This window comes from Picosynechococcus sp. PCC 8807, from assembly GCF_001693295.1.
Taxonomy (GTDB): domain Bacteria; phylum Cyanobacteriota; class Cyanobacteriia; order Cyanobacteriales; family MRBY01; genus MRBY01.
The window spans coordinates 1,932,931-1,953,203 of sequence record NZ_CP016483.1; the positions used below are offsets into that span (position 1 = coordinate 1,932,931).

The following is a 20,273-nucleotide window of genomic DNA, read 5'->3' on the forward strand; positions in this document are numbered from 1 at the left end:
AACCTTAGCCCTGGCACTGGGGACAAAAATGGGTTGATCGCCCGCCAAGCTTGATTCGTTCGATGGGATGACTGCAAACACGACAGGGTTCCCCCGTGCGTCCGTAGGTGAGAGCCATGCCGCCATAGTTGCCGTTGGTGCCCGTGGTGCTCACGAAATCACTAAAGGTCGTTCCCCCCTGGGAAATAGAGGTTTCTAGGACTTCAACAATTGCTTTATGTAGCCTCTCGATTTCTGACATCTTTAAGCTGCTAGCTTTGCGGGTGGGGTGAATGCCCGATTTAAACAGCGCTTCGTCAGCATAAATATTGCCCAAGCCCGTCACGATGCTTTGATCCAGTAAGAAAGTTTTCATTGGCCGCTGACGTTTGTTGCAGAAATTGGCCAGCACATCCGCCGTAAAATCTGGAGAAAGCGGTTCCACGCCCAAGCGTGTCAATCCCGTAATTACAGATTCCACAATGGTTCCCGCTGGGACCCACCAAATTTGCCCAAAGGTGCGCAGGTCAACAAATCTCAGTTCGCGATCGCCTTCTATGAAAAAGCGTATCCGAGTATGTTTTTGCACAGGCACATCCGGGGTTGTCCAGAGAAATTTCCCTGTCATCCGCAGGTGAATCCCAAGGGTTGAGCCATCCGATAATTTTCCGAGTAAATACTTACCGCGCCGTTGCCAGTCTTGAATGACCAGGCCTTGGATCATCCCTAAAAAGTGATCGGGATCTGTGGGATAGGCCAGGGTCTTCCGGAGGAGAATTTCTGCTCCTGTAAACTGCTGATTTAAACTAATTTGCATTAAACCGCGACGAACGGTTTCCACCTCTGGTAGTTCTGGCATGGATTCTCTCAAAAAATCTCTTGGGACAATATAACAGGGGACTCCGGAGAAAAGTTTTGCAATCGCCTAACGCCATCCTCTATTTTGGAAACATCAAATTTTTCTCCCCCCGAACATCATTATGTCGAAGGTCATTGTCACAGGCGCTGCGGGATTTATTGGCTCTAGCCTCGCGGAAACCCTCCTCCAGCAAGGGATTACGGTGGTGGGCGTTGACCAAGTGAATGACTATTACGACACCACCCTCAAGCGCAAAAACCTAGCAGCCCTCGCCCAGTACCAAAATTTCCAACTGATCGAAGCAGATATTCAGCACCTCGATTGGGAAGACCTGCTTCAAGGCGTGAGTGTGGTTTACCATCAGGCGGCCCAAGCGGGAGTACGAGCCAGTTGGGGCATCGGCTTTCGGGATTACACCGAACGAAATATTAATTCCACCCAGGTGATGTTAGAGGCGGCGAAAAAAGTTGGCACCCTAGAGCGCTTCGTCTATGCGGGCACCTCCTCGGTCTACGGCGATGCGGAAACGATGCCTACCCCAGAAACCATTTGTCCCCAGCCCGTCTCTCCCTATGGCATCACAAAATTGGCGGCGGAACGGCTCTGCTGGCTTTACCTAAAAAATTACGCTGTTCCGGTCACGTCCCTGCGTTATTTCACGGTGTATGGCCCCCGGCAACGGCCCGATATGGCTTTCCATAAGTTTTTCCGGGCGGCAATCCTGGGGGAAAGCATTGGCATTTACGGCGATGGCAAACAAACCCGCGATTTTACCTATATCAGCGATGCAGTCCAGGCGAATCTGTTGGCCGCCCAGGAACCAAAGGCGATTGGCGAAATTTTTAATATTGGTGGGGGCAGTCGGGTAATTTTAAATGATGTGCTCGATGAAATTGACCAGATCGTTGGTCAGCCGATTCCCCGGAACTATGGCGATCGCGCCCGGGGAGATGCCAGACACACCAGCGCCGATGTGACCAAGGCGAAAACGATTTTGGGTTATGACCCCCAGGTGAAACTCAGCGAGGGCCTGCGGCGAGAATGGGACTGGATTCAAAGTCTGTATTAGTTTGTATGAAAAAAATCCCTGAGGCGAATTGATTATGGCGCAAAATTTACCCGCTCCCCCCCAACCTTTGCCCGATGAACTTTGGGGCGAAAATTGGCGTTTTGGCAGCATTCCCGCCGGGGATTTTTGGGATCTGTTTGGCGATCGCCCGATCCCGATTTTGTCATTACCGGAGGAGTTACAGCCCGTGAAATTGGGACTGGCTTCTAATGTGTTGATTCCGGGGACGATTATTTATGGTAGTCGGCAATCGATGCAATTGGCTCTGTGGCTCCAAGAACAGCAACCCCAAACAGTTTTTTATCAAGAAACCGAGGCCAACCTTGCAGGCGGACTCGTGCTCACCGGGGCTGATACCCAACGGTGGGTGATTATGACTTTCCATGACCAGGCGATCGCCAGCGCCGGCCAACGCTACCAACAACGGCTCCAGCAGGCCCAGGGTTTACATTTCCTTTTAGTGCAACCCGACGATTCCGATGTGACCCACACCGCCCTTTGGCTCCTGAAAGCTTAGTCGTTGACGCAAATTAGCCCAAATTAAAATCCCAATAAAAAGCGATCGCCACCTGAGAGGAATAGGAGAAGGGCGATCGCCGACCAATTTTTTCAGTTTTTTCAGCACTCTTGCTAGACACCTAAAGCTGGTTCTAGCTTTCCGTCAACTTGGTGAACAGGGTATCTTTCACCAGCATTTGCCGAAACATTTCCATTAAAAATTCTTGGGCTTGCTCCAGGCTCAGGTCTTGGGTACGGGTTTCAAAAATTTGTACCTGTAGCCTTTGTTCGAGGGTTAAGTTTGTTTCCGGGGACATGGGCAGCTCCTTGCCAATAATTCTGGCGAATATTGCGAATGTCTCTAGCTGCATTTAATCTAACCTCTGTCAATCATTCTGTCAAAATTGAAACAAAAAGAAACAATGGGGCGATCGCCTATTTTCCAGGGAGCGGCCCGAAATTCGTTAAGCTGAAAGATGTTTTTAACAAACACCGATAAAACGATATTTTTGTAATCAGCCAAGACCCAGAGGACAATTTTTCGATATGCAAAGCTTTGCGGATGCCAAGGAATTTTTCCAATACAGTGCCGGACAATGGCAGTCTCGACGCGTTACCCACCACCTGCCCTTCCGGCGGGCCGAATCCGGTGGCTCTAATATCCAAGTCGAAACCCTCGAAAAAGACGACCCCCGCATCATTGAAATTTGCCAGATGCACGACATGGACGCTAGCCTCAGCGTCGGCGGCTCCTATGTCACCTGGGCCGGCACAATGCAGTGGGACAAAGATGATGAAAACCACGAAGGCAGCACTGTTTTTGCCCTAATCCCCGATGCTGACAACCCCCGCCAAGGAAAACTCCTCCGGGAGCGCGGTTATGCGGAAATCGTCCCTGTTGCTGGCGAATATCATTTGGATCACGAAGATGGCCTCGTTTTGACCACCGAATACGAAACCATGACAATCTACGAACGGTTTTGGTTTGCCAACCCAAATTTACGTCTGCGTACCAGCACTGTAAAACGCTTTGGGGGCTTTAACACAACGACATTTTGTATGGAAGAGCGTATCCAGACCTCTCCGGCAACGGCGACTGCGGCTTCGGAAACTAGTCCCCTCTATGCTATTAGCGGTTGGTAGTGGGTCAATCTCCAGCTATTTTGCCCCACAGGGATGCCTGTGTTGCTGTGGTCAAAAAGATTCCGTCTGTCCATAGGCTTTCGGAGCAAACAGTGTTAGCATAATGGACTGCAATATTTGTATTTTATTTTCTACAAAAACAGATTATGGCTTTAACGCAAGAGCGTAAACAGGAACTCATGGGCGAGTATCAGGTACACGAAACTGATACTGGGTCTGCGGATCTCCAAGTGGCCTTCCTCACGGAGCGCATTAACCAACTGACCGAACATCTCAAGGTCAACAAAAAAGACCATTCCTCCCGGCGTGGTTTGTTAAAAATGATTGGGAAGCGGAAGCGCCTTTTACAATTTATTAAATCTAACGACCAAGAACGTTATCAAACCTTGATTGGTCGCCTCGGAATTCGTCGTTAAGTTTTTACCCAACCCATGTCCTCTGAACCGAAGCGAGATCGACTCCCCTTCGAGCCAAAGCAAACGAAGCAAAAGGCTCCCAAAAAGCCCCCGGCAACAACAGCGACCCAGTCTAGTTCAGGATCAACTTCGCCTAGGCGATCGCCAAAGGATGAGGCCAGTTTATCGGCGATCCCCGATGCAGTGAGCAAACGGATGATTCGTCGGATGGCCTTATTTTCTGGGATTCCCACGGCCTTGGGGATCACATCTTTTGTTGTGTCCTACTATATTGTTTCCCGCGAACTGCTGGAGTTGCCCACCATTGCCGTGCTCCTAGTGAGCCTAGGCTGTTTCGGTTTGGGGGTTGTGGGGTTGAGTTACGGCATTCTCTCCACGTCCTGGGATGAAAATCGTCCGGGGAGCCGTCTCGGTTGGGAAGAATTTAGTCTGAACCTTGGCCGGATGGTCCAGGCCTGGCGTGCCAGTCGCCGGGAAGCCCGCAGCAAATCTTAAAGTTTCGACCCTTGGTTTTTCAGGGTTTCCGAGCTTAAATATCACGTATGCAGCCTTGTCGGTTATCAAAATTTTCTCAGGTGAATGTGTCAAGATAAGACTGGGAGGGTGGCGATCGCCGACAATTTAGTTTTTAAAGAACGTTATCTATAAAAGAGCGCCCTATTACACCGTTATTCCATAAATAAAATTTCTTTTACCTGTCGTAATCTTCGAGGAAATACCATGATCGTAGTCATGAAAGTTGGCACCCCTGAAGCCGAAATCAACCGTTTAGGGAGTGAGCTTAAAGAATTAGGCCTAACCCCCGAAAAAATTGTTGGGGCCCACAAAGTGGTCATCGGCCTAGTGGGAGACACCGCCACTTTTAACATTGAATTGATCCAAGAGATGAGCCCCTGGATCGAAAGTGTACTCCGGGTAGAAAAGCCCTTTAAGCGGGTCAGTCTTGAGTACCGTCATGGTCAATACAGCGAGGTCGTTGTGCCTACTCCGAACGGGGATGTCACCTTCGGCCCCAATCATCCGGTGGTTGTCGTCGCTGGTCCTTGCTCCGTCGAAAACGAAGAAATGATCGTGGAAACTGCCCTCCGGGTCAAAGCGGCCGGGGCAAAATTCCTCCGGGGTGGGGCCTACAAGCCAAGAACTTCTCCCTACGCGTTCCAGGGCCACGGCGAAAGTGCTTTAGAATTGTTGGCTGCAGCGCGGGAAGCCTCCGGTCTAGGGATTATCACAGAAGTGATGGACACGGCGGATGTCGAAAAAATTGCTGAGGTTGCCGATGTGCTCCAAATCGGGGCGCGCAATATGCAAAACTTTGCCCTGCTGAAAAAGATCGGAGCTCAAAACAAGCCGGTGTTGTTGAAGCGTGGGATGGCCGCCACCATTGACGACTGGTTAATGGCTGCAGAATATATTTTGGCGGAAGGGAATTCCCAGGTGATCCTCTGTGAACGGGGCATTCGCACCTTCGATAGTAAGTACACGCGCAATGTTTTAGATCTATCGGTGATTCCGGTGTTGCGCAGTTTGACCCACTTACCGATGATGATCGATCCGAGCCACGGTACAGGGAAGTCTGAATTTGTTCTCTCGCTGGCTAAAGGGGCGATCGCCATTGGCACAGATTCGCTGATGATCGAAGTTCACCCCAACCCCAAGAAAGCCCTTTCCGATGGCCCCCAATCCCTCACCCCAGATGCTTTCGATCAGGTGATGCAAGAACTGGCAGAGGTTGAAAAATTAACGGGACGTGGCCAAAAGGAATTGGCAACAGTTTAAAGCCCCTGTGATGGCTGGTTAATGTCAGTACCCTAACGTGATATCCCTGCTACTTGGAGTGGGGATTTTTTATTTACAAGTCAAGGTTGCCGCAAAAATCTTGGCCGTTGTAGCTTAAAGGAAGGCACCGGAAGGAATTTAAGGTGATGGAAAAAATGGCACAGCAAGCGGACGTTTTAATTTTAGGAGGCGGGATCATTGGTTTGGCGATCGCCGTCGAATTGCAACAACAGGGTTGTGCCGTGACAATCCTGAATCGAAACTTTACTGAGGCTGCCTGCCATGCCGCTGCCGGAATGCTCGCCCCGGAGGCCGAAGGCTTAACGGGGACAATGCTCGAATTGGGGCGGCGATCGCGCAATATGTACGCCGACTGGTGTCGCAAAATTGAACAACTCAGTGGCGTCGATGTGGGTTACTTGCCCTGTGGTATCTTTGCTCCCAAATCCGTTGCGCCGAGCCAAACCGTGACCGATAGTGCTTCTGTTTGGCTAGACCGCGCCCAACTGGCCCACCATGAACCTGGTTTTGGTGATGGAGTGGTAGGAGCCTGGTGGCACCCCGAAGATGGCCAAGTAGACAACCGCCGTTTGAGCCAAGCCCTACTCCAAGCAGCGCGGGGTCTGGGGGTGGTGATTAAAGAAGGCGTCACTGTTTTGGGTCTCCAACAAATCCAGGGGCAAGTGCAAGCGGTGCAGACTGATCAAGGGCTATTCCAAGCGGGCCATTATGTTTTGGCCGCAGGTTCCTGGTCGAGTCAGATCACGCCCCTGCCCGTTTATCCGATTAAAGGGGAAATGATGTCCCTGAGGATGCCGAATCCTGAGGCCCTCCGGCGGGTGATTTTTGGTGATAATCTGTACCTCGTGCCGCGCACCAATGGCACCCTAATCATTGGGGCCACCGCAGAAACTGTACAGTGGCAACCCAACAATACCCCCCAAGGGATCCAAACCCTGCTGAATAAAGCGATTCAACTGTTGCCGAAACTCAAAGATTGGGAAATCACGGAACTCTGGTGGGGTTTTCGGCCCGCAACTCCCGATGAAAAACCGATTCTGGGGGCATCCCCTTGTGAAAATCTCACCTATGCCACGGGTCATTATCGCAATGGCATTTTATTGGCCCCCATCACGGCGAAACTCATTGGCGATCGCCTAATCCGCAACCAAGCAGATCCCCTCCTCCAACATTTTTCTTACCAACGCTTTTTAGATAACCCAACCCATCAACCCATGCAAAACGGTCACAACAGTCAGAATGGTCAAAACGGTTCAATGCCGAGCTTTTTTATCAGCCCCAAAACCACAACTGCAACGCTAAACCCCACGGAAACCTCTGATCAGCTGGTCATTGCCGGTCGTCGCTTTACCTCGCGTTTGATGACAGGAACGGGGAAATATCCCTCAATTGCCGCAATGCAACAAAGTGTTGAAGCCAGCGGTTGCGAAATTGTCACGGTGGCAGTGCGTCGCGTCCAAACCAAAGCCCCAGGCCACGAAGGACTTGCCGAAGCCCTCGACTGGCAAAAAATTTGGATGTTGCCCAATACGGCAGGGTGTAAAACTGCTGAAGAAGCGATTCGGGTAGCCCGTTTGGGTCGGGAAATGGCCCGTCTGTTAGGCCAAGAAGATAATAATTTTGTCAAATTAGAAGTGATCCCCGATGCTCGCTACCTGCTACCAGATCCCATTGGTACCCTCGAAGCCGCAGCACAATTGGTCAAAGAAGGGTTTGCGGTGCTGCCCTATATCAATGCCGATCCTCTGTTGGCGAAACGCCTAGAGGAAGTGGGCTGTGCTACGGTGATGCCCCTCGGTTCTCCCATTGGGTCGGGCCAGGGGATTCAAAATGAAGCCAACATCAAAATTATTATTGAACAGAGCAAGGTTCCCGTGGTGATTGATGCAGGGATTGGCTCCCCTAGTGAAGCGGCCTACGGGATGGAATTGGGAGCCGATGCGCTACTGGTCAATTCGGCGATCGCCCTCGCTAGAGATCCCGTACAAATGGGGCGAGCCATGGGGTTAGCCACCACTGCCGGCCGCCTCGCTCATCTGGCCGGGCGCATTCCGGTTCAACATATTGCCAGTGCCAGTTCTCCCCAAACTGGACTGGTTAGCACCTAAGTTCCTCCTGTCGATTGAATGCGGTGATCGCATCATCAATATTCTGATTTCGCAAAAGCGAGCCAGGCCCGTAGTTAACACTACAAAATCTCCCTGACTGAATGTTTACCTTGGTCAAATCACCCTGGATATCCAGCCGACGCCCATAGCAACATCAGTATTGAAATCAGGATTAACTCCATGACTGACGCCGCCACAATCCAAAAAATCAAACTCACAAAAATCGAACAAGCCAAACAAGCCAAACCCGGCTTAGCGATTAAAGATGAGTTGGCAACCCTGGCCCAGGCTGGCTGGGAAGCCATGGATCAAGATGACTTAATCATTCGTCTTAAATTTCTGGGACTTTTTCACCGACCGGTGACCCCAGGTAAATTTATGCTGCGTCTGCGGACTCCCCACGGCATCCTCAACAGTGCCCAAGTGCGCGCCCTAGCAGAAATTGTGCAACGCTACGGCGAAGACGGGAGTGCCGACATTACAACCCGCCAAAACATCCAATTACGCGGCATTCGACTGGAAGACACCCCAGAGATTTTGACGAAATTAAAGCAAGTGGGCCTCACCACGGTACAGTCTGGCCACGATAACGTGCGCAACATTACAGGGTCCCCCGTTGCTGGTATCGATCCAGAAGAATATTTTGATACCCGGGAACTCGCGGCCCAACTCCAAAATATGATCACCAATTACGGTGAAGGCAGTCTCGAATTTAGCGACCTCCCCCGGAAGTTTAATATCTGTCTAGAAGGAGCGCCGGATAATTCTTCCCACGTAGAAATTAATGACATTGGTTTTGTCCCGGCCTTTAAGGATGGGAAATTTGGCTTTAATGTCCTGGTTGGCGGATATTTTTCTGCCCAACGGCAAGCCGAAGGGATTTCGATTAATGTTTGGGTTCCCCCCAATGAGGCTGTCCTTGCGGTCAGTCGTGGCATTTTAGCGCTATATACCCGCCACAGTGCCGAGGAGGGTCTCCGGGGAAATCGGGCCAAAGCGCGGGTATTGTGGCTGGTTGAAGCGTGGGGTGTCGATGCTTTCCGGGCGAGATTAGAAGCAGAAATTGGCCAATCCCTAGAACCGGCAGCCCCAGAACACGCTTTAACCATGGATAAGCGAGATCACATCGGTGTCTATGCCCAAAAACAAGCAGGTTATCACTACGTGGGCTTGCATGTCCCCGCCGGACGCTTGACCGCAGAGGACATGTTCGAGGTAGCACGCCTCGCAGAAACCTATGGCAATGGCGAAATTCGGGCCACAGTAGAAGAGAATTTCATTATTCCCTACGTCAAAAGCGAAAACGTTGAGGCGCTACTCCAGGAACCGTTACTAGAAAAATTCTCGGTGAATCCTTCGACCCTAGTACGTTCCTTTGTGTCTTGCACGGGAAATCGCTACTGCAATTTTGCCCTTGTGGAGACGAAAGAACAGGGGTTAGCCCTGGCCCGCGAATTGGATGCCGAATTAGATATTCCCCAACGGGTACGAATGCACTGGACTGGCTGCCCAAATTCCTGTGGTCAAGCTCAGGTGGGTGATATCGGCTTTATCGGCTCTAAAGCGAAAGTTGATGGTGCAATTGTCGAAGCGGTCAATGTGCTCACTGGGGGAACGGTCGGTAACCATGCAAGCCTCGGTGCGCCGGTAGCTCAGAAAGTGCCCTGTGGGGAAACCCTCAAGGCAACTGTGAAGCATATTTTAATCGAACAGTTTGGAGCAACGCCGAAGTCGGAGTAGGCTGAAGTTCTTTTAATTTTGCTTTAATCTTAAAAACTTACAAACTATCCCACAGAATCCGTCAGTGACTCTGTGGGATTTTTGCTGGATGGAATTTGTTGGGACGAGGAGACTAAATTTTTTCGCTGACCCAGATTCGATAGAGCTTACCATTCGCATCTGTTAACCAGTGAGCTACAAGGCGGGTCGGCACATTTCGATCTGTTTTGAGGGGAAAAGGGATCGAAGTTTGGGGGGTGGTTGGATTAGCAACATGATGCATTGTTCAAATCTCCTGGACACGCCAATAGGTAATGAAAGGATTAAGTCATAATTTACTTTTTCTTAACCTTGGTTTTAGTATACACCGAAGCTTTTTAGGAATTTCCTTTGTATCAGGGTTTTAAAACGGAAAAGTCCGTAAGGATATAGTTAATCTATTCTTAACCTTAGAGCGGGATTGGGGGCGATCGCCTTGCCTCTGGGGATAACCTCAGGCGACGAATTCACAGGAGGCAGCTTTTTAATTATTCGTTACAAACTTCATGAAAAATCACATTCACTGAGGCCGAAAACGTGCCAATTCAGGTTAGTCTGGAATACTAGTTTGACCTGTGTCGACCTAAAGAAGCCTTGCAACATCAGCCTTTGGGCCATCAGGTAAACCCTTTTAATAAATAGATAAAACTTCTTCCCACGCAACCATGACAGCTTTGCAAACAGAATCCACCAATGCCAGCCCCGCTAAGCCTGTGCCCCCTAGTGATTCCAAAGAACGGGTGAGCCAGTTTATGCAGCAAATCCAGGACAAAATTTGTCAGGGATTAGAGGTGGCCGATGGAAAAGGAAAATTCCAGGAAGATTCTTGGCAGCGCCAGGAGGGCGGCGGCGGTCGTTCCCGGGTAATGCGTGAGGGGAATGTCCTCGAACAGGGGGGCGTCAATTTCTCTGAGGTGTGGGGCGATCAATTGCCGCCTTCGATTTTGAAGCAGCGTCCTGAAGCCGCAGGCCACGGGTTCTATGCCACGGGCACATCAATGGTTTTGCATCCCCGCAATCCTTACATCCCAACGGTTCACCTCAACTATCGTTATTTTGAAGCTGGCTCTGTCTGGTGGTTTGGCGGTGGTGCAGATTTGACGCCCTACTATCCCTTTGCTGAGGATGCGGCCCACTTCCATAAAACTTACCAAGCCGCCTGCGATCGCCACCACAAGGAGTATTACAACGTCTTTAAGCGCTGGTGTGATGAATATTTCTACCTGAAGCACCGGGACGAAACCCGTGGAGTCGGTGGATTGTTCTTCGACTATCAAGATGGCACCGGGGAACTGTATAAAGGCCCCCACCCCGATAAAGCTGCTGCTGCCTACAGTAAAGATTTAGGGGAACAGCCCCAGCGCAGTTGGGAAGATCTTTTTGCGTTTGTGCAAGACTGTGGTGGTTCCTTCCTCGATTCCTATGTGCCGATCATTGAACGGCGACGCAACACAGAATATGGCGATCGCGAACGACAATTCCAGCTTTACCGCCGGGGCCGCTACGTCGAATTTAACCTCGTCTATGACCGGGGAACTATTTTCGGCTTGCAGACCAATGGCCGTACCGAATCGATTTTGATGTCTTTACCGCCCCTGGTGCGTTGGGAATATAGCTATAGCCCAGAGCCTGGCACCCCAGAAGCAGAACTCTATGAACGGTTCCTTAAGCCCCAGGATTGGGCCAACTGGCAAGGTTAAGAATCGGCCTCTTTTAAAGAGTCAAAACCGAAAGCAAAAATTGTAGTGATCACTGGGGCAAATCTGGGGGCACGAACGCCGGAATTTCCCCAGAATTTTGATTTGGGGCATAATAGCTCAGGTATTACCGGAAAAGTCCAACACCAGCGGTGGCAATTCAAGCCGCTTTGGGGTGTTGCTCACCACTGCCCGGTCAGCTTTATTGTGCCCTAGAGAACGATTGATGCGGGTTACACCGAGAACACTACAAAACTATAAAAAAACGGCACGACCCATCGTGACCCTGACGGCCTGGGACTATGCGATCGCCCGCTTAGTCGATCAAGCTGGGGTCGACGTCATCCTAGTGGGGGACTCCCTCGCGATGGTGGCCCTCGGCTATGAAAATACGCTGCCTGTGACCCTAGAGGCGATGATTCACCATACCCAGGCTGTTTGTCGGGGGGTCAAGAATGCCTTAGTGGTCAGCGATCTTCCCTTTTTAACTTACCAAGAAAGCCTTTCCCAAGCGATCCATACGGCGGGTCGGATTCTCAAGGAAACCACCGCCCAGGCGATCAAACTGGAAGGGGGACACCCAGCGATGGCCGAAACGGTGGAACGTCTCACTCGCTTAGGCGTACCGGTGATGGGTCATGTGGGCCTCACTCCCCAATCGGTGCATACCCTGGGTTATCGGCAACAGGGCAATACGGAACTAGAAGCGACACGGGTAATCCAAGAGGCGATCGCCCTCGAACAGGCCGGGGCCTTTGCGGTGGTCTTAGAACATATTCCAGCGACCCTGGCACAGACGATTACCGAAAAACTGACAATTCCGACCATTGGCATCGGCGCGGGACGCCATTGTGATGGGCAAGTGCTGGTAACGGCGGATCTTTTGGGCCTCAGTGAAAAAGCGCCCCCCTTTGCCAAACAATATTTAGACTTAGACAATCTGATTACCAACGCAGTCCAACGCTATAGCGATGATGTTCGTACGCAGCAGTTTCCGCCCCATCTGGGCTCCTAGATTTCTCGTATTAGGGGCAGGGGTACTGATGGGCATGGCCTCGGCCCCCGTCGAAGCTTGGTATCTAGCCTGGATCGCCCTGATCCCCCTCTGGATATATCTTGGGCGATCGCCCCAAAGGACTAAGTCATCCCCGTCTGCTCAAGGTCGTAAAGGGCTACGGGCGATGCGTAATTTTTACCAGAGATATAAACAGCCCCTCTGGTTGAGCTTTTATTGGGGTTTGGGGTACCAGGGTTTTACGCTGTTTTGGATTACGGGGATTCACCCGATGACCTGGATGGGAGTGCCTTGGTTGTGGAGTTTGGCGATCGCCATTCTTTGCTGGATCATTATCACCCTGTGGGGGGCGGGCATCCCGGTGCTCTGGGCGTTAGGGATGGTTTGTTTCGAGGAATTTCGTGCTTCCTTCGGGCCTTTAAGCTTTGCCGGACGACTTTACCGGGTTATTTATGGGGCGTCCTTGTGGTGTGTGATCGAATATCTCTGGAGCCAGAGTGATCTCTTTTGGCACTTCCTTGCCTTTAGCCAGAGTCCCCATAATTTAGCGATTTTACAATTGGCTCAACTGTCGGGATTTACCACCATTTCTTGGCTTATTGTGCTGGTGAATGGCTGTCTTGCGGAGGCCTGTTTCGATGCGACTGGGACTGTGCGCTTCCACCGTTGCAGTGGTCTGTTGGGGGTACTCACTCTAATTCTTCTAGGTAGTGCTCACCTGATTGGCTGGTCGCTACTGCAGACAACGCCCGTTACCAGCGATCGCCCTGCCCAAATCGGCATTATTCAGGGGAATATTCCCAACGAAATTAAACTCTACCAAGATGGTAATCAGTTGGCGATCGCCAATTATCGCGCGGGCTATGAAACCCTTGCCCAACAGCCCCTAGACTTGATTATCACCCCGGAGACGGCCTTACCCTTTCGCATTGAACAAATTCTCCAAGCAACCTTTTGGCCCCGCCTGATCCGCACAGAAAACGTCCCCCTCGTCCTGGGGGCTTTTGGTAGTGAAGCAAATAACTTTACCAACAGCCTATTTGCCCTGGATCGCCAAGGCTATGTATTCAGCCGCTACAACAAACAGCGCCTCGTGCCCCTGGGGGAATATATTCCCTTTGAAGCTGTCCTGGGCAAGATCATTAATCGCCTGTCGCCCCTCGATGCCCACCTGGTGCGGGGCCAAAACCCAGCAGTGATGCAAACACCCCTCGGCCCAGCCACCATCGCTATTTGCTATGAATCTGCCTATCCAGAACATTTTCGTCGCCAAACCGCCGCCGGGGGAGAGTTTATCATTGTGGCTTCCAATGACGCCCACTACAGTGAAACCATGCCAGCCCAACACCATGCCCTCGATGTGATGCAGGCGATCGCCAATGGTCGCTGGTTAGTGCGGGCAAACAATACGGGTCATTCGGGCGTGATTGACCCCACCGGAAAAACTTTGTGGTTATCTTCCCTAAATGAATTTGTCACCTACAGCGCACAAATATATTTAAGCGATAAAAAAACACCCTATGTCCACTGGGGAAATTGGCTCGTTAAAGGCCAAGGTTTATTTTTAATAGGAACGGGTTTGTCTGGATATATTAGCTACGCTCACAGAGCCAGAGTTTAAATTACTTATGCAGATAAATAAACAATAAAAAAGGGGAGGCTTTCCCCTTGAAGTTTCCTGAATTTTACAGTCTAAATCATTGCCAGAGAATAAACTTTAATCGGGTAAATTAAGATCCTGTTCCTGGAGAGATTTTTCGATCTGAAACCGTTGCTCGGCGTTACGGATAAAGTAGCCGCTCATCATTGCCGAGGCCAACAGTTGACCAAGCTGTTCACGGCTCATATTGACCGATACATTAAATCCATCGGCGTGGGATAAAACCCCCAATAACCCAACAATATTACGCTCAATCACTTGATTAACCGCTGGAGATTGAGGCTTTGACATATGGGCAATCATTTCTGGAGACAAAGACTGGACATAATGCCAAAGCTCGTCTGAACCTTGTTGTTTGTTACCTGTGAGACCATAAAAACTTTGGGCTTCGTTATTCACCAGTCTTTCCTCCTAGATGCTCAATGGAAGTGATGGGTTGAATCACTGTGTTTTGATGCAATACTAACTAAGGCTAATGTAACAACTTATTGACAACCTAGAGGGGAGTGTAACCGAACTTTTGCGGTGGCATTTTTACGATTTTTTCCCCCTAGGCGATCGCCAAATTATCCTTTGACTGAGCAATTAACTGGCTAAATATTCACCCATTTCCGCTTTTCGTTTGCGGAGTTTCGCAAGGGCCTCCCGTTCAATTTGACGTACCCGCTCCCGGCTGATGCTTAGGTGTTCACCGATTTTTGCGAGGGTGTGGGGCGTCCCATCCCGGAGACCAAAGCGGAGGGTTAAAACTTCCTGTTGTTGGGCGGTCAAATCATTTAACATCCGCGCCAAATCCCGTTTTAAGGCCGCATGGGTCGCATAATCATCGGGGGTCAAGCCGTCGTCTTCGAGGAGCTCGATCAGTTCCGTGTCGTTGTTATCGCCAACCCGCAGGTCTAGGGAAAGGGGCTGGCGGGATTTTTCGAGGTAGTCCCTGACTTGCTTGGTGGTTAAACCTAGTTCATCGGCTAGTTCTGGGATTGAGGCAGAACGTCCGTTAGTCTGGGCCAGTTGGCGCTGGGCTTTCTTAATTTTATTGAGCTTTTCGGTGATATGAATCGGGAGGCGAATCGTGCGACTTTTTTCGGCGATCGCCCGGGTGATTGCCTGCCGGATCCACCAATAAGCATAGGTCGAGAAACGATAACCCTTGGTCGGGTCAAATTTTTCTACCCCCCGCTGCATGCCGATGGTGCCCTCTTGAATCAAATCGAGGAGATCCATATTGCGCTTAATGTATTTTTTCGCCACTGAGACCACAAGGCGGAGGTTCGCTTCGACCATTTTTTGTTTTGCCTGCTTCCCTAGAAGGAGTTGCTTTTTCAGCTCCCGCTGGGAAAGGTTCGCTGCCTGGGCCCATTCCTTGAGGCTCGGCTCTTGATCCTGCTTCTCTGCTAATTCGGCTTTAAGCTTCTCTAGGTTGACCATTTTCTGGACACGGCGAGAATAAAGGACTTCCTCTTCGTGGGTTAAAAGGGGAACTCTTCCAATTTCTTTGAGATAGGTACGGACAGGATCGGCGGAGTATTTGGCAGTTTTCATAGGTCAACTCGGCTAGAAAGGACGAAATTTAAAAAATGAAAATAAGAAGCTACTCCCTAGACTGGATTCGCCAGGGCTGCGGAAAAAGTGAGTTGTCCAATAAAGGAAACAGGCAAGGTCTGTACTGACGAAGCAGCGATTTAACCTTGGTGAAAAAACGAGAATCGAAATACTTAATTTTTATTTATGAATTTATTTTACCAAAAAATTAGATTTTTATTAAGTTTATTTAATAAATGTAAAGTTACTGAGAATGACAAATGGGCCGTAGGGGAAACTACGGCGGACTAAGGGATCCAGGCACAAATTAGGGCGATGGCGAGTCCTCTTGGGGGACAAAATCAGGGTTGCGTTTAGAAAATCCCCAAATAAACATGGCGGCGATCGCCGTGATCATCAGCCATTCAGGCATCACAAAACTGGGATAAACCGCCTTAAGGAGGAGACGAACCCCCACAAAGCCCACGGTCACAAAGCCTGCATCTTCTAAGTTGGTAAATTCATCGAGCCAGCGGATAAACAGCCCCGCCAGAAAGCGGAGGGTCAGAACGCCAATGGTGCCCCCAAGCACAATCAACCAAATGTCTTCCGCGACGGCGATCGCCGTTGTGACGCTATCGAGGGAAAAGGCTAAATCCGTGACCGCAATCATCGGGATCGCTTGCCAGAGGGACTTGAACTCTAGGCTATGGTGGTGATTTTTATCATCTTCAGGGGAGGTAAAGTAGCGAAAAACCAGCCACAGCAAATACAATGCCCCCAAAAGTTCTACTTGCCAATAGTGGATCACCCAGGTTGCCGTAAAAATAAGGGTGATTCTGAGAATGTAAGCCACCATCAAACCAATGTTGAGGGCCTTGCGTTGTTGGGTCGGACTGGCTAACCCCTGGGCGATCGCTGCGAGGGCAATGGCATTATCGGCTGAAAGAACAGCTTCTAGGGCCACCAAAATCACGAGAATGAAAGACGTTTCTAAGCTGAAATGCAACTGGGGATGAAGAATTTGCTCGAGCATGGGAAAAATTCGACACAGTAAACTTTTGAGAACAATTCAAGACAAAAAAAGACCGCCCGTCGGGTTGCTGTGGCGGCAAATGGGTCACCTTAAGGCCATTGTAAACAAACTATCCAGTCAACGGCAGAAACTTCTCAGAATCAAGGTTAAAGCGACGCATTTTTGGTGAATGGGTGCAGGTTGGGGTGATATGTTGCGTCTTGTTACAAAACCTTGGGGAAACCAGAGACAATATCGCAAATTAAGGGATAAACCTCAGTTTATATTCGGAGTCTTTAAAATTATGGGAATTTCTGATACCCAAGTGTTAGTGGCCCTTGCCATTGCCCTCATTCCTGGTGTTTTGGCTTTCCGGCTCTCCACTGAGCTTTATAAGTAAATTTGTCTAAATCTGTCACAGAAGCAGACTTGGGGGTTCCGTGTGGAACCCTTTTTTCATGGCTCCCTTAATTTTTTTTAGTGGCGATAGGCTTTGAGAACACCCGGCTCTGTTTGGATCGGTAAAACCGCCAGGGTATCGCTTTGGGCACAATAGCGAATATCGATTTCATTGTCTAAGCGCAGGAGACGCTGGCCGTGGCTCGCGAGCTTGAAGAGGCCAAATAAATCTTGCTGCCACTGTTGATAAAGGGAAATTGCCCCAATCACTTCGTCATTCCCTAACTGGTCACTGTCCCCATTCCACAGGGCCTTGGCGATCGCCCCAGCACAGACGGTATCTTCGAGGGAATAATCCCCCTGCCAACCGGAACCAACGAACCAAACGGTGTCTGGCTGTTCTGTCTGGAGAAACTTCACCACGCTCTGGCGATTCACTTGGGCTGCGGTAATCACTGTGGGTGCTTGCTCAACGCGCTTGAGGGCCCTCGTGCCGTTGGTGGTTGTTAAGAAGAGGCGCTTCCCAGCCACCATTTCTGGGGTACAACTGCGGGGAGAATTGCCAAGCTCACAGCCTTCTACCTGTTGCCCGCCCCGTTCCCCAGCCCGGAGAAAGGGGGTTTGCTGCCAAGTTTCACTAAATTGAAACAGTTCATCGAGGTCAGCAAAGGTTTGTACTGCTTCTGCTCCAGCGTGGAGTGCCGTAGCGATGGTCGTGGTGGCCCGCAGTACGTCAATAACCACAGCACAATCGGGGAGTTGATCCGTTGGCGTCGCCTCAGGCGTGTGATACACAAAAAGTTTCACGCAATAAAATCCTTCCTAACAATCCAGTCTAGATTCCAAAATACCTGATTTGGCGATCGCCCCGGACAAAACCTTCATGAGGTTAAGGGTTCTGACCAAGGCTGCCAAACAGCAAGGATTAACCCAGGCTAGTCGAGACGAAATCCCAGATTATTTAAACAAGTTAAGCACGGCAGTCCGCACAGAGTCCCTTGACGGTTACTTCATAGCTCTCGGCGGTAACTTGCGTCGCAAACTGACCCAAATCAAAACAACTAAAGGCTTGCCAAGGCAGATCCTGGATGGCCCCGCAGTCTCGACAGACGAAATGGTGGTGCGGATTAACATTGGCGTCATACCGAGTTACGCCTTCATCTAAGAGCACCTCTCGCACAAGATTCACTTCCCGCAAGACCGTCAGGGCACTGTAAACACTGGCCTTAGAAGCAATGGGTAAATCCGCATTCACATCCTCTAGGATCTGTTCTACCGTGGGATGATCCTGCCGACCGAGTAGATTGGCATAGACCGCAAACCGCTGGGGCGTGATGCGCAACCCCTCCTGCTTCATCGTGTTACGAATTTCTGTGGCACTAAAGGCTTGGGACATGGTTTTGGGGGAAGAACAGACGACAAGGAAATAATGGGGGCTATTCTGACGAATGGGCCAAGGTGAAATCAAGGCTTGTTCGTTGCAAAATCAGCGATAAAAGCAATTCTTAAGAATTTTTTCGGATTACGGATAAGAAAAAAATATAGGTTAATAGTTCTTTAATGATCTTAGCACCTTAAATTAAGCTTTACGCCTATCTAGGAGAAAGTTCTATCTTATATCTTTCCCTAAGTAAGAATGAATCCAATCAGATCGAAAACGAATTGACGGCATTCTTTGGTCTCATGATTTGGCTTTGATGACATTTAACGGGCTAAATCTCTACCTCCAGTGATTTCCCTTGGGGCCAAGGGTGGGCAAACAGCACTTGAGTATTTATACTTAAAAACAAGCAAAATCGATATTTCTTCGTTGCATATTTTGCTAGTGGAGCTGTCAAACCATGGAACTCAAAAAAGAAATTCAAGAAATCGGGATCATTTCGGGGCTAGCGTTATTGGTGTCTAGTTTTTTCACGGCCCTCGTCTGCCTGTAACGATTCATTAGGAGTTACTGATTCCCCATCGCTGCCAATCAAGCAGCAAGCAGTTGAAGGAGCATCGAGCTTCGCAGTATTCTGGATGTCTGTTATATCAAGACTCTATAGAAATTTTTATGTTTAAATATCGACGCTTGCTCCAGGGGGCGATCGCCTTTTTGACGGCGGTGCTGGTGATTGCCTGTAATTCCCCGTCTCCTCCTACGGATGCCGGTAATAATAATGGCAATCTGACAGAAATTCCCCTGGGAGTCGCCGTCGCCCAGACCAGTAATGTTGCTTTATTTGGCCAAGAGCAGATCCTCGGCACCCAAATTGCGGAAACCTACTTCAACGAAAACGGCGGCATCAACGGTAAACCCCTAAAGATCATTCTCCAGGATGTGGCTGCCGATGAGCAGGGCGCCATCAACGCCTTTAATACCCTGATCAACCAAGATAAAGTGGTCGGTATCGTTGGCCCGACCCTTTCCCAACAAGCCTTTGCCGCCGATCCGATCGCCGACCGGGCCCAAGTTCCCGTCCTTGGCCCTTCCAATACCGCCGAAGGGATCCCGCAGATTGGTACATTTATTGGCCGAGTTTCTGCCCCTGTCTCGGTGGTTGCTCCCAATGCCGTGGCCCAAGCCCTCAAGCTCAACCCAGAACTACAGCGCGTTGCGGTTTTCTTCGCCCAAAATGATGCCTTTAGTAAGTCAGAAACAGAAACTTTCCAGACGGCTGTGCAAGATTTTGGCCTGGAATTAGTCACGGTACAAAGATTTCAAACCACCGACACTGATTTTCAAGCCCAGGTGACTGCCGCACTCAATGTTCAACCAGATCTAGTGATTATTTCGGGGTTAGCAGCCGATGCGGGCAACCTGGTGAAGCAACTGCGAGAATTAGGTTACAACGGCATTATTGTTGGGGGGAACGGCTTAAATACTTCTAATATTTTCCCCGTCTGCCAAGCAAAATGTGATGGGGTGTTGGTGGCCCAAGCCTACAGTGCCGAGTTAGATAATGAGATTAACCGCGCGTTTCGGGACGCCTATTTTCAACAAAACCAAAAAGAGCCGCCCCAATTTAGTGCCCAGGCATTCACGGCGATCCAAGTTTTTGTTGAAGCCCTCAGCAGCCTCGATGAAAAAACGCCATTAGAAACTCTTGCTCTACCGGACTTGCGACGACAACTGCGAGACGAAATTTTTGCAGGTACCTACGTCACGCCTTTGGGTGAAATTTCCTTCACAGAGGAAGGGGAAATTGTCCAGAAGGAATTTTTTGTGGCCCAAATTGAAATGGATGAATCGGGTCAACAGGGTCGTTTCGCCTTTATCGAAGGGAACTAGGTCAAAGCAAGCAGTCGGAGGGACACCTAATGGAAATTTTCCCTCCGACTCCCCTCAAGGGAAGACAC

20 protein-coding genes are annotated in these 20,273 nt (G+C 50.0%); 13 read left to right on the plus strand and 7 right to left on the minus strand.

Translation table 11 applies throughout. From position 1 onward, the window contains the following. Window positions 1-4 precede the first annotated feature (4 nt). Window positions 5-838, minus strand: coding sequence for a DNA-formamidopyrimidine glycosylase (locus tag AWQ24_RS09370; RefSeq protein WP_065716659.1), 834 nt, complete (start codon window positions 836-838; stop codon window positions 5-7). Window positions 839-959: 121 nt separating this feature from the next. On the opposite strand from AWQ24_RS09370, the gene AWQ24_RS09375 reads away from it, so the two are divergent. Together AWQ24_RS09375 and AWQ24_RS09380 are read left to right on the plus strand one after the other, a co-directional pair. Continuing rightward, window positions 960-1,907, plus strand: coding sequence for an NAD-dependent epimerase/dehydratase family protein (locus tag AWQ24_RS09375; protein ID WP_065716660.1), 948 nt, complete (start codon window positions 960-962; stop codon window positions 1,905-1,907). 34 nt (window positions 1,908-1,941) lie between these two features. Beyond that, window positions 1,942-2,424, plus strand: coding sequence for a Tab2 family RNA-binding protein (locus AWQ24_RS09380; protein ID WP_065716661.1), 483 nt, complete (start codon window positions 1,942-1,944; stop codon window positions 2,422-2,424). Between the two features lie 133 nt (window positions 2,425-2,557). Here the strand turns inward: AWQ24_RS09380 and AWQ24_RS09385 are convergent, their stop codons facing one another. After that, a complete protein-coding gene (locus AWQ24_RS09385; RefSeq protein WP_012307432.1) occupies window positions 2,558-2,722 on the minus strand; it encodes an NblA/ycf18 family protein in 165 nt (54 codons plus the stop codon). A gap of 229 nt (window positions 2,723-2,951) precedes the next feature. Between AWQ24_RS09385 and AWQ24_RS09390 the strand changes: the two genes are divergently transcribed. The 9 genes from AWQ24_RS09390 to lnt all read left to right on the plus strand — a co-directional run bounded on the left by AWQ24_RS09390 (window position 2,952) and on the right by lnt (window position 13,960). Then, complete coding sequence (locus tag AWQ24_RS09390) at window positions 2,952-3,548, plus strand: phycobiliprotein lyase (RefSeq protein WP_065716662.1); 597 nt, start codon at window positions 2,952-2,954, stop codon at window positions 3,546-3,548. 146 nt (window positions 3,549-3,694) lie between these two features. Next, on the plus strand, window positions 3,695-3,964 hold the full coding sequence (rpsO, locus tag AWQ24_RS09395) for a 30S ribosomal protein S15 (RefSeq protein WP_012307434.1): 270 nt from the start codon (window positions 3,695-3,697) through the stop codon (window positions 3,962-3,964). Window positions 3,965-3,979: 15 nt separating this feature from the next. After that, window positions 3,980-4,459: a PAM68 family protein gene (locus AWQ24_RS09400; RefSeq protein ID WP_065716663.1), complete on the plus strand. Its 480-nt coding sequence runs from the start codon at window positions 3,980-3,982 to the stop codon at window positions 4,457-4,459. Window positions 4,460-4,684: 225 nt separating this feature from the next. Next, entirely contained in the window at window positions 4,685-5,740 is a 1,056-nt protein-coding gene (gene aroF, locus AWQ24_RS09405; protein ID WP_065716664.1) for a 3-deoxy-7-phosphoheptulonate synthase, read from the plus strand. 155 nt (window positions 5,741-5,895) lie between these two features. Continuing rightward, entirely contained in the window at window positions 5,896-7,869 is a 1,974-nt protein-coding gene (gene thiO / locus AWQ24_RS16715) for a glycine oxidase ThiO (protein WP_065717351.1), read from the plus strand. A gap of 180 nt (window positions 7,870-8,049) precedes the next feature. Then, complete coding sequence (locus AWQ24_RS09415) at window positions 8,050-9,609, plus strand: ferredoxin--nitrite reductase (RefSeq protein WP_065716665.1); 1,560 nt, start codon at window positions 8,050-8,052, stop codon at window positions 9,607-9,609. Window positions 9,610-10,292: 683 nt separating this feature from the next. After that, window positions 10,293-11,327, plus strand: coding sequence for an oxygen-dependent coproporphyrinogen oxidase (gene hemF / locus AWQ24_RS09420; RefSeq protein WP_065716666.1), 1,035 nt, complete (start codon window positions 10,293-10,295; stop codon window positions 11,325-11,327). Window positions 11,328-11,550: 223 nt separating this feature from the next. Continuing rightward, complete coding sequence (panB, locus tag AWQ24_RS09425; protein ID WP_012307440.1) at window positions 11,551-12,339, plus strand: 3-methyl-2-oxobutanoate hydroxymethyltransferase; 789 nt, start codon at window positions 11,551-11,553, stop codon at window positions 12,337-12,339. Beyond that, window positions 12,296-13,960, plus strand: coding sequence for an apolipoprotein N-acyltransferase (gene lnt, locus AWQ24_RS09430; RefSeq protein WP_232318800.1), 1,665 nt, complete (start codon window positions 12,296-12,298; stop codon window positions 13,958-13,960). Before panB ends, lnt begins: the two co-directional genes overlap by 44 nt. A 96-nt stretch (window positions 13,961-14,056) precedes the next feature. On the opposite strand, the gene AWQ24_RS09435 is transcribed toward lnt, so the two are convergent. The 3 genes from AWQ24_RS09435 to AWQ24_RS09445 all read right to left on the minus strand — a co-directional run bounded on the left by AWQ24_RS09435 (window position 14,057) and on the right by AWQ24_RS09445 (window position 16,556). Beyond that, window positions 14,057-14,398, minus strand: coding sequence for a DUF760 domain-containing protein (locus tag AWQ24_RS09435; RefSeq protein WP_030006382.1), 342 nt, complete (start codon window positions 14,396-14,398; stop codon window positions 14,057-14,059). Window positions 14,399-14,584: 186 nt separating this feature from the next. After that, a complete protein-coding gene (locus AWQ24_RS09440; protein ID WP_030006383.1) occupies window positions 14,585-15,541 on the minus strand; it encodes an RNA polymerase sigma factor, RpoD/SigA family in 957 nt (318 codons plus the stop codon). Window positions 15,542-15,848: 307 nt separating this feature from the next. Continuing rightward, complete coding sequence (locus tag AWQ24_RS09445) at window positions 15,849-16,556, minus strand: TerC family protein (protein ID WP_030006384.1); 708 nt, start codon at window positions 16,554-16,556, stop codon at window positions 15,849-15,851. A 283-nt stretch (window positions 16,557-16,839) separates the two neighbouring features. Between AWQ24_RS09445 and psaM the strand changes: the two genes are divergently transcribed. Next, window positions 16,840-16,935: a photosystem I reaction center subunit XII gene (gene psaM, locus AWQ24_RS09450; protein WP_012307445.1), complete on the plus strand. Its 96-nt coding sequence runs from the start codon at window positions 16,840-16,842 to the stop codon at window positions 16,933-16,935. A gap of 77 nt (window positions 16,936-17,012) precedes the next feature. Here psaM and AWQ24_RS09455 read toward each other — a convergent pair whose 3' ends face one another. Both AWQ24_RS09455 and AWQ24_RS09460 read right to left on the minus strand, forming a co-directional pair. Further along, the gene (locus tag AWQ24_RS09455; protein ID WP_065716668.1) at window positions 17,013-17,741 is read right to left on the minus strand and encodes a 2-phosphosulfolactate phosphatase family protein; all 729 of its coding nucleotides are present in this window, start codon (window positions 17,739-17,741) and stop codon (window positions 17,013-17,015) included. A gap of 163 nt (window positions 17,742-17,904) precedes the next feature. After that, entirely contained in the window at window positions 17,905-18,330 is a 426-nt protein-coding gene (locus AWQ24_RS09460; protein ID WP_030006386.1) for a Fur family transcriptional regulator, read from the minus strand. A 657-nt stretch (window positions 18,331-18,987) separates the two neighbouring features. On the opposite strand from AWQ24_RS09460, the gene AWQ24_RS09465 reads away from it, so the two are divergent. Further along, window positions 18,988-20,205, plus strand: coding sequence for an ABC transporter substrate-binding protein (locus tag AWQ24_RS09465; RefSeq protein ID WP_065716669.1), 1,218 nt, complete (start codon window positions 18,988-18,990; stop codon window positions 20,203-20,205). The last annotated feature ends 68 nt before the right edge of the window (window positions 20,206-20,273 follow it).

Excerpts from the sequence above, each read along its gene's own strand:
- AWQ24_RS09415 (WP_065716665.1), top strand. The coding sequence starts at position 8,050 with ATGACTGACGCCGCCACAATCCAAAAAATCAAACTCACAAAAATCGAA.
- AWQ24_RS09380 (WP_065716661.1), top strand. The coding sequence starts at position 1,942 with ATGGCGCAAAATTTACCCGCTCCCCCCCAACCTTTGCCCGATGAACTT.
- psaM (WP_012307445.1), top strand. The coding sequence starts at position 16,840 with ATGGGAATTTCTGATACCCAAGTGTTAGTGGCCCTTGCCATTGCCCTC.
- AWQ24_RS09370 (WP_065716659.1), bottom strand. The coding sequence starts at position 838 with ATGCCAGAACTACCAGAGGTGGAAACCGTTCGTCGCGGTTTAATGCAA.
- AWQ24_RS09445 (WP_030006384.1), bottom strand. The coding sequence starts at position 16,556 with ATGCTCGAGCAAATTCTTCATCCCCAGTTGCATTTCAGCTTAGAAACG.
- AWQ24_RS09375 (WP_065716660.1), top strand. The coding sequence starts at position 960 with ATGTCGAAGGTCATTGTCACAGGCGCTGCGGGATTTATTGGCTCTAGC.
- AWQ24_RS09460 (WP_030006386.1), bottom strand. The coding sequence starts at position 18,330 with ATGTCCCAAGCCTTTAGTGCCACAGAAATTCGTAACACGATGAAGCAG.
- AWQ24_RS09465 (WP_065716669.1), top strand. The coding sequence starts at position 18,988 with ATGTTTAAATATCGACGCTTGCTCCAGGGGGCGATCGCCTTTTTGACG.
- AWQ24_RS09440 (WP_030006383.1), bottom strand. The coding sequence starts at position 15,541 with ATGAAAACTGCCAAATACTCCGCCGATCCTGTCCGTACCTATCTCAAA.
- AWQ24_RS09390 (WP_065716662.1), top strand. The coding sequence starts at position 2,952 with ATGCAAAGCTTTGCGGATGCCAAGGAATTTTTCCAATACAGTGCCGGA.
- lnt (WP_232318800.1), top strand. The coding sequence starts at position 12,296 with ATGATGTTCGTACGCAGCAGTTTCCGCCCCATCTGGGCTCCTAGATTT.
- panB (WP_012307440.1), top strand. The coding sequence starts at position 11,551 with ATGCGGGTTACACCGAGAACACTACAAAACTATAAAAAAACGGCACGA.
- thiO (WP_065717351.1), top strand. The coding sequence starts at position 5,896 with ATGGCACAGCAAGCGGACGTTTTAATTTTAGGAGGCGGGATCATTGGT.
- aroF (WP_065716664.1), top strand. The coding sequence starts at position 4,685 with ATGATCGTAGTCATGAAAGTTGGCACCCCTGAAGCCGAAATCAACCGT.
- rpsO (WP_012307434.1), top strand. The coding sequence starts at position 3,695 with ATGGCTTTAACGCAAGAGCGTAAACAGGAACTCATGGGCGAGTATCAG.
- AWQ24_RS09385 (WP_012307432.1), bottom strand. The coding sequence starts at position 2,722 with ATGTCCCCGGAAACAAACTTAACCCTCGAACAAAGGCTACAGGTACAA.
- hemF (WP_065716666.1), top strand. The coding sequence starts at position 10,293 with ATGACAGCTTTGCAAACAGAATCCACCAATGCCAGCCCCGCTAAGCCT.
- AWQ24_RS09400 (WP_065716663.1), top strand. The coding sequence starts at position 3,980 with ATGTCCTCTGAACCGAAGCGAGATCGACTCCCCTTCGAGCCAAAGCAA.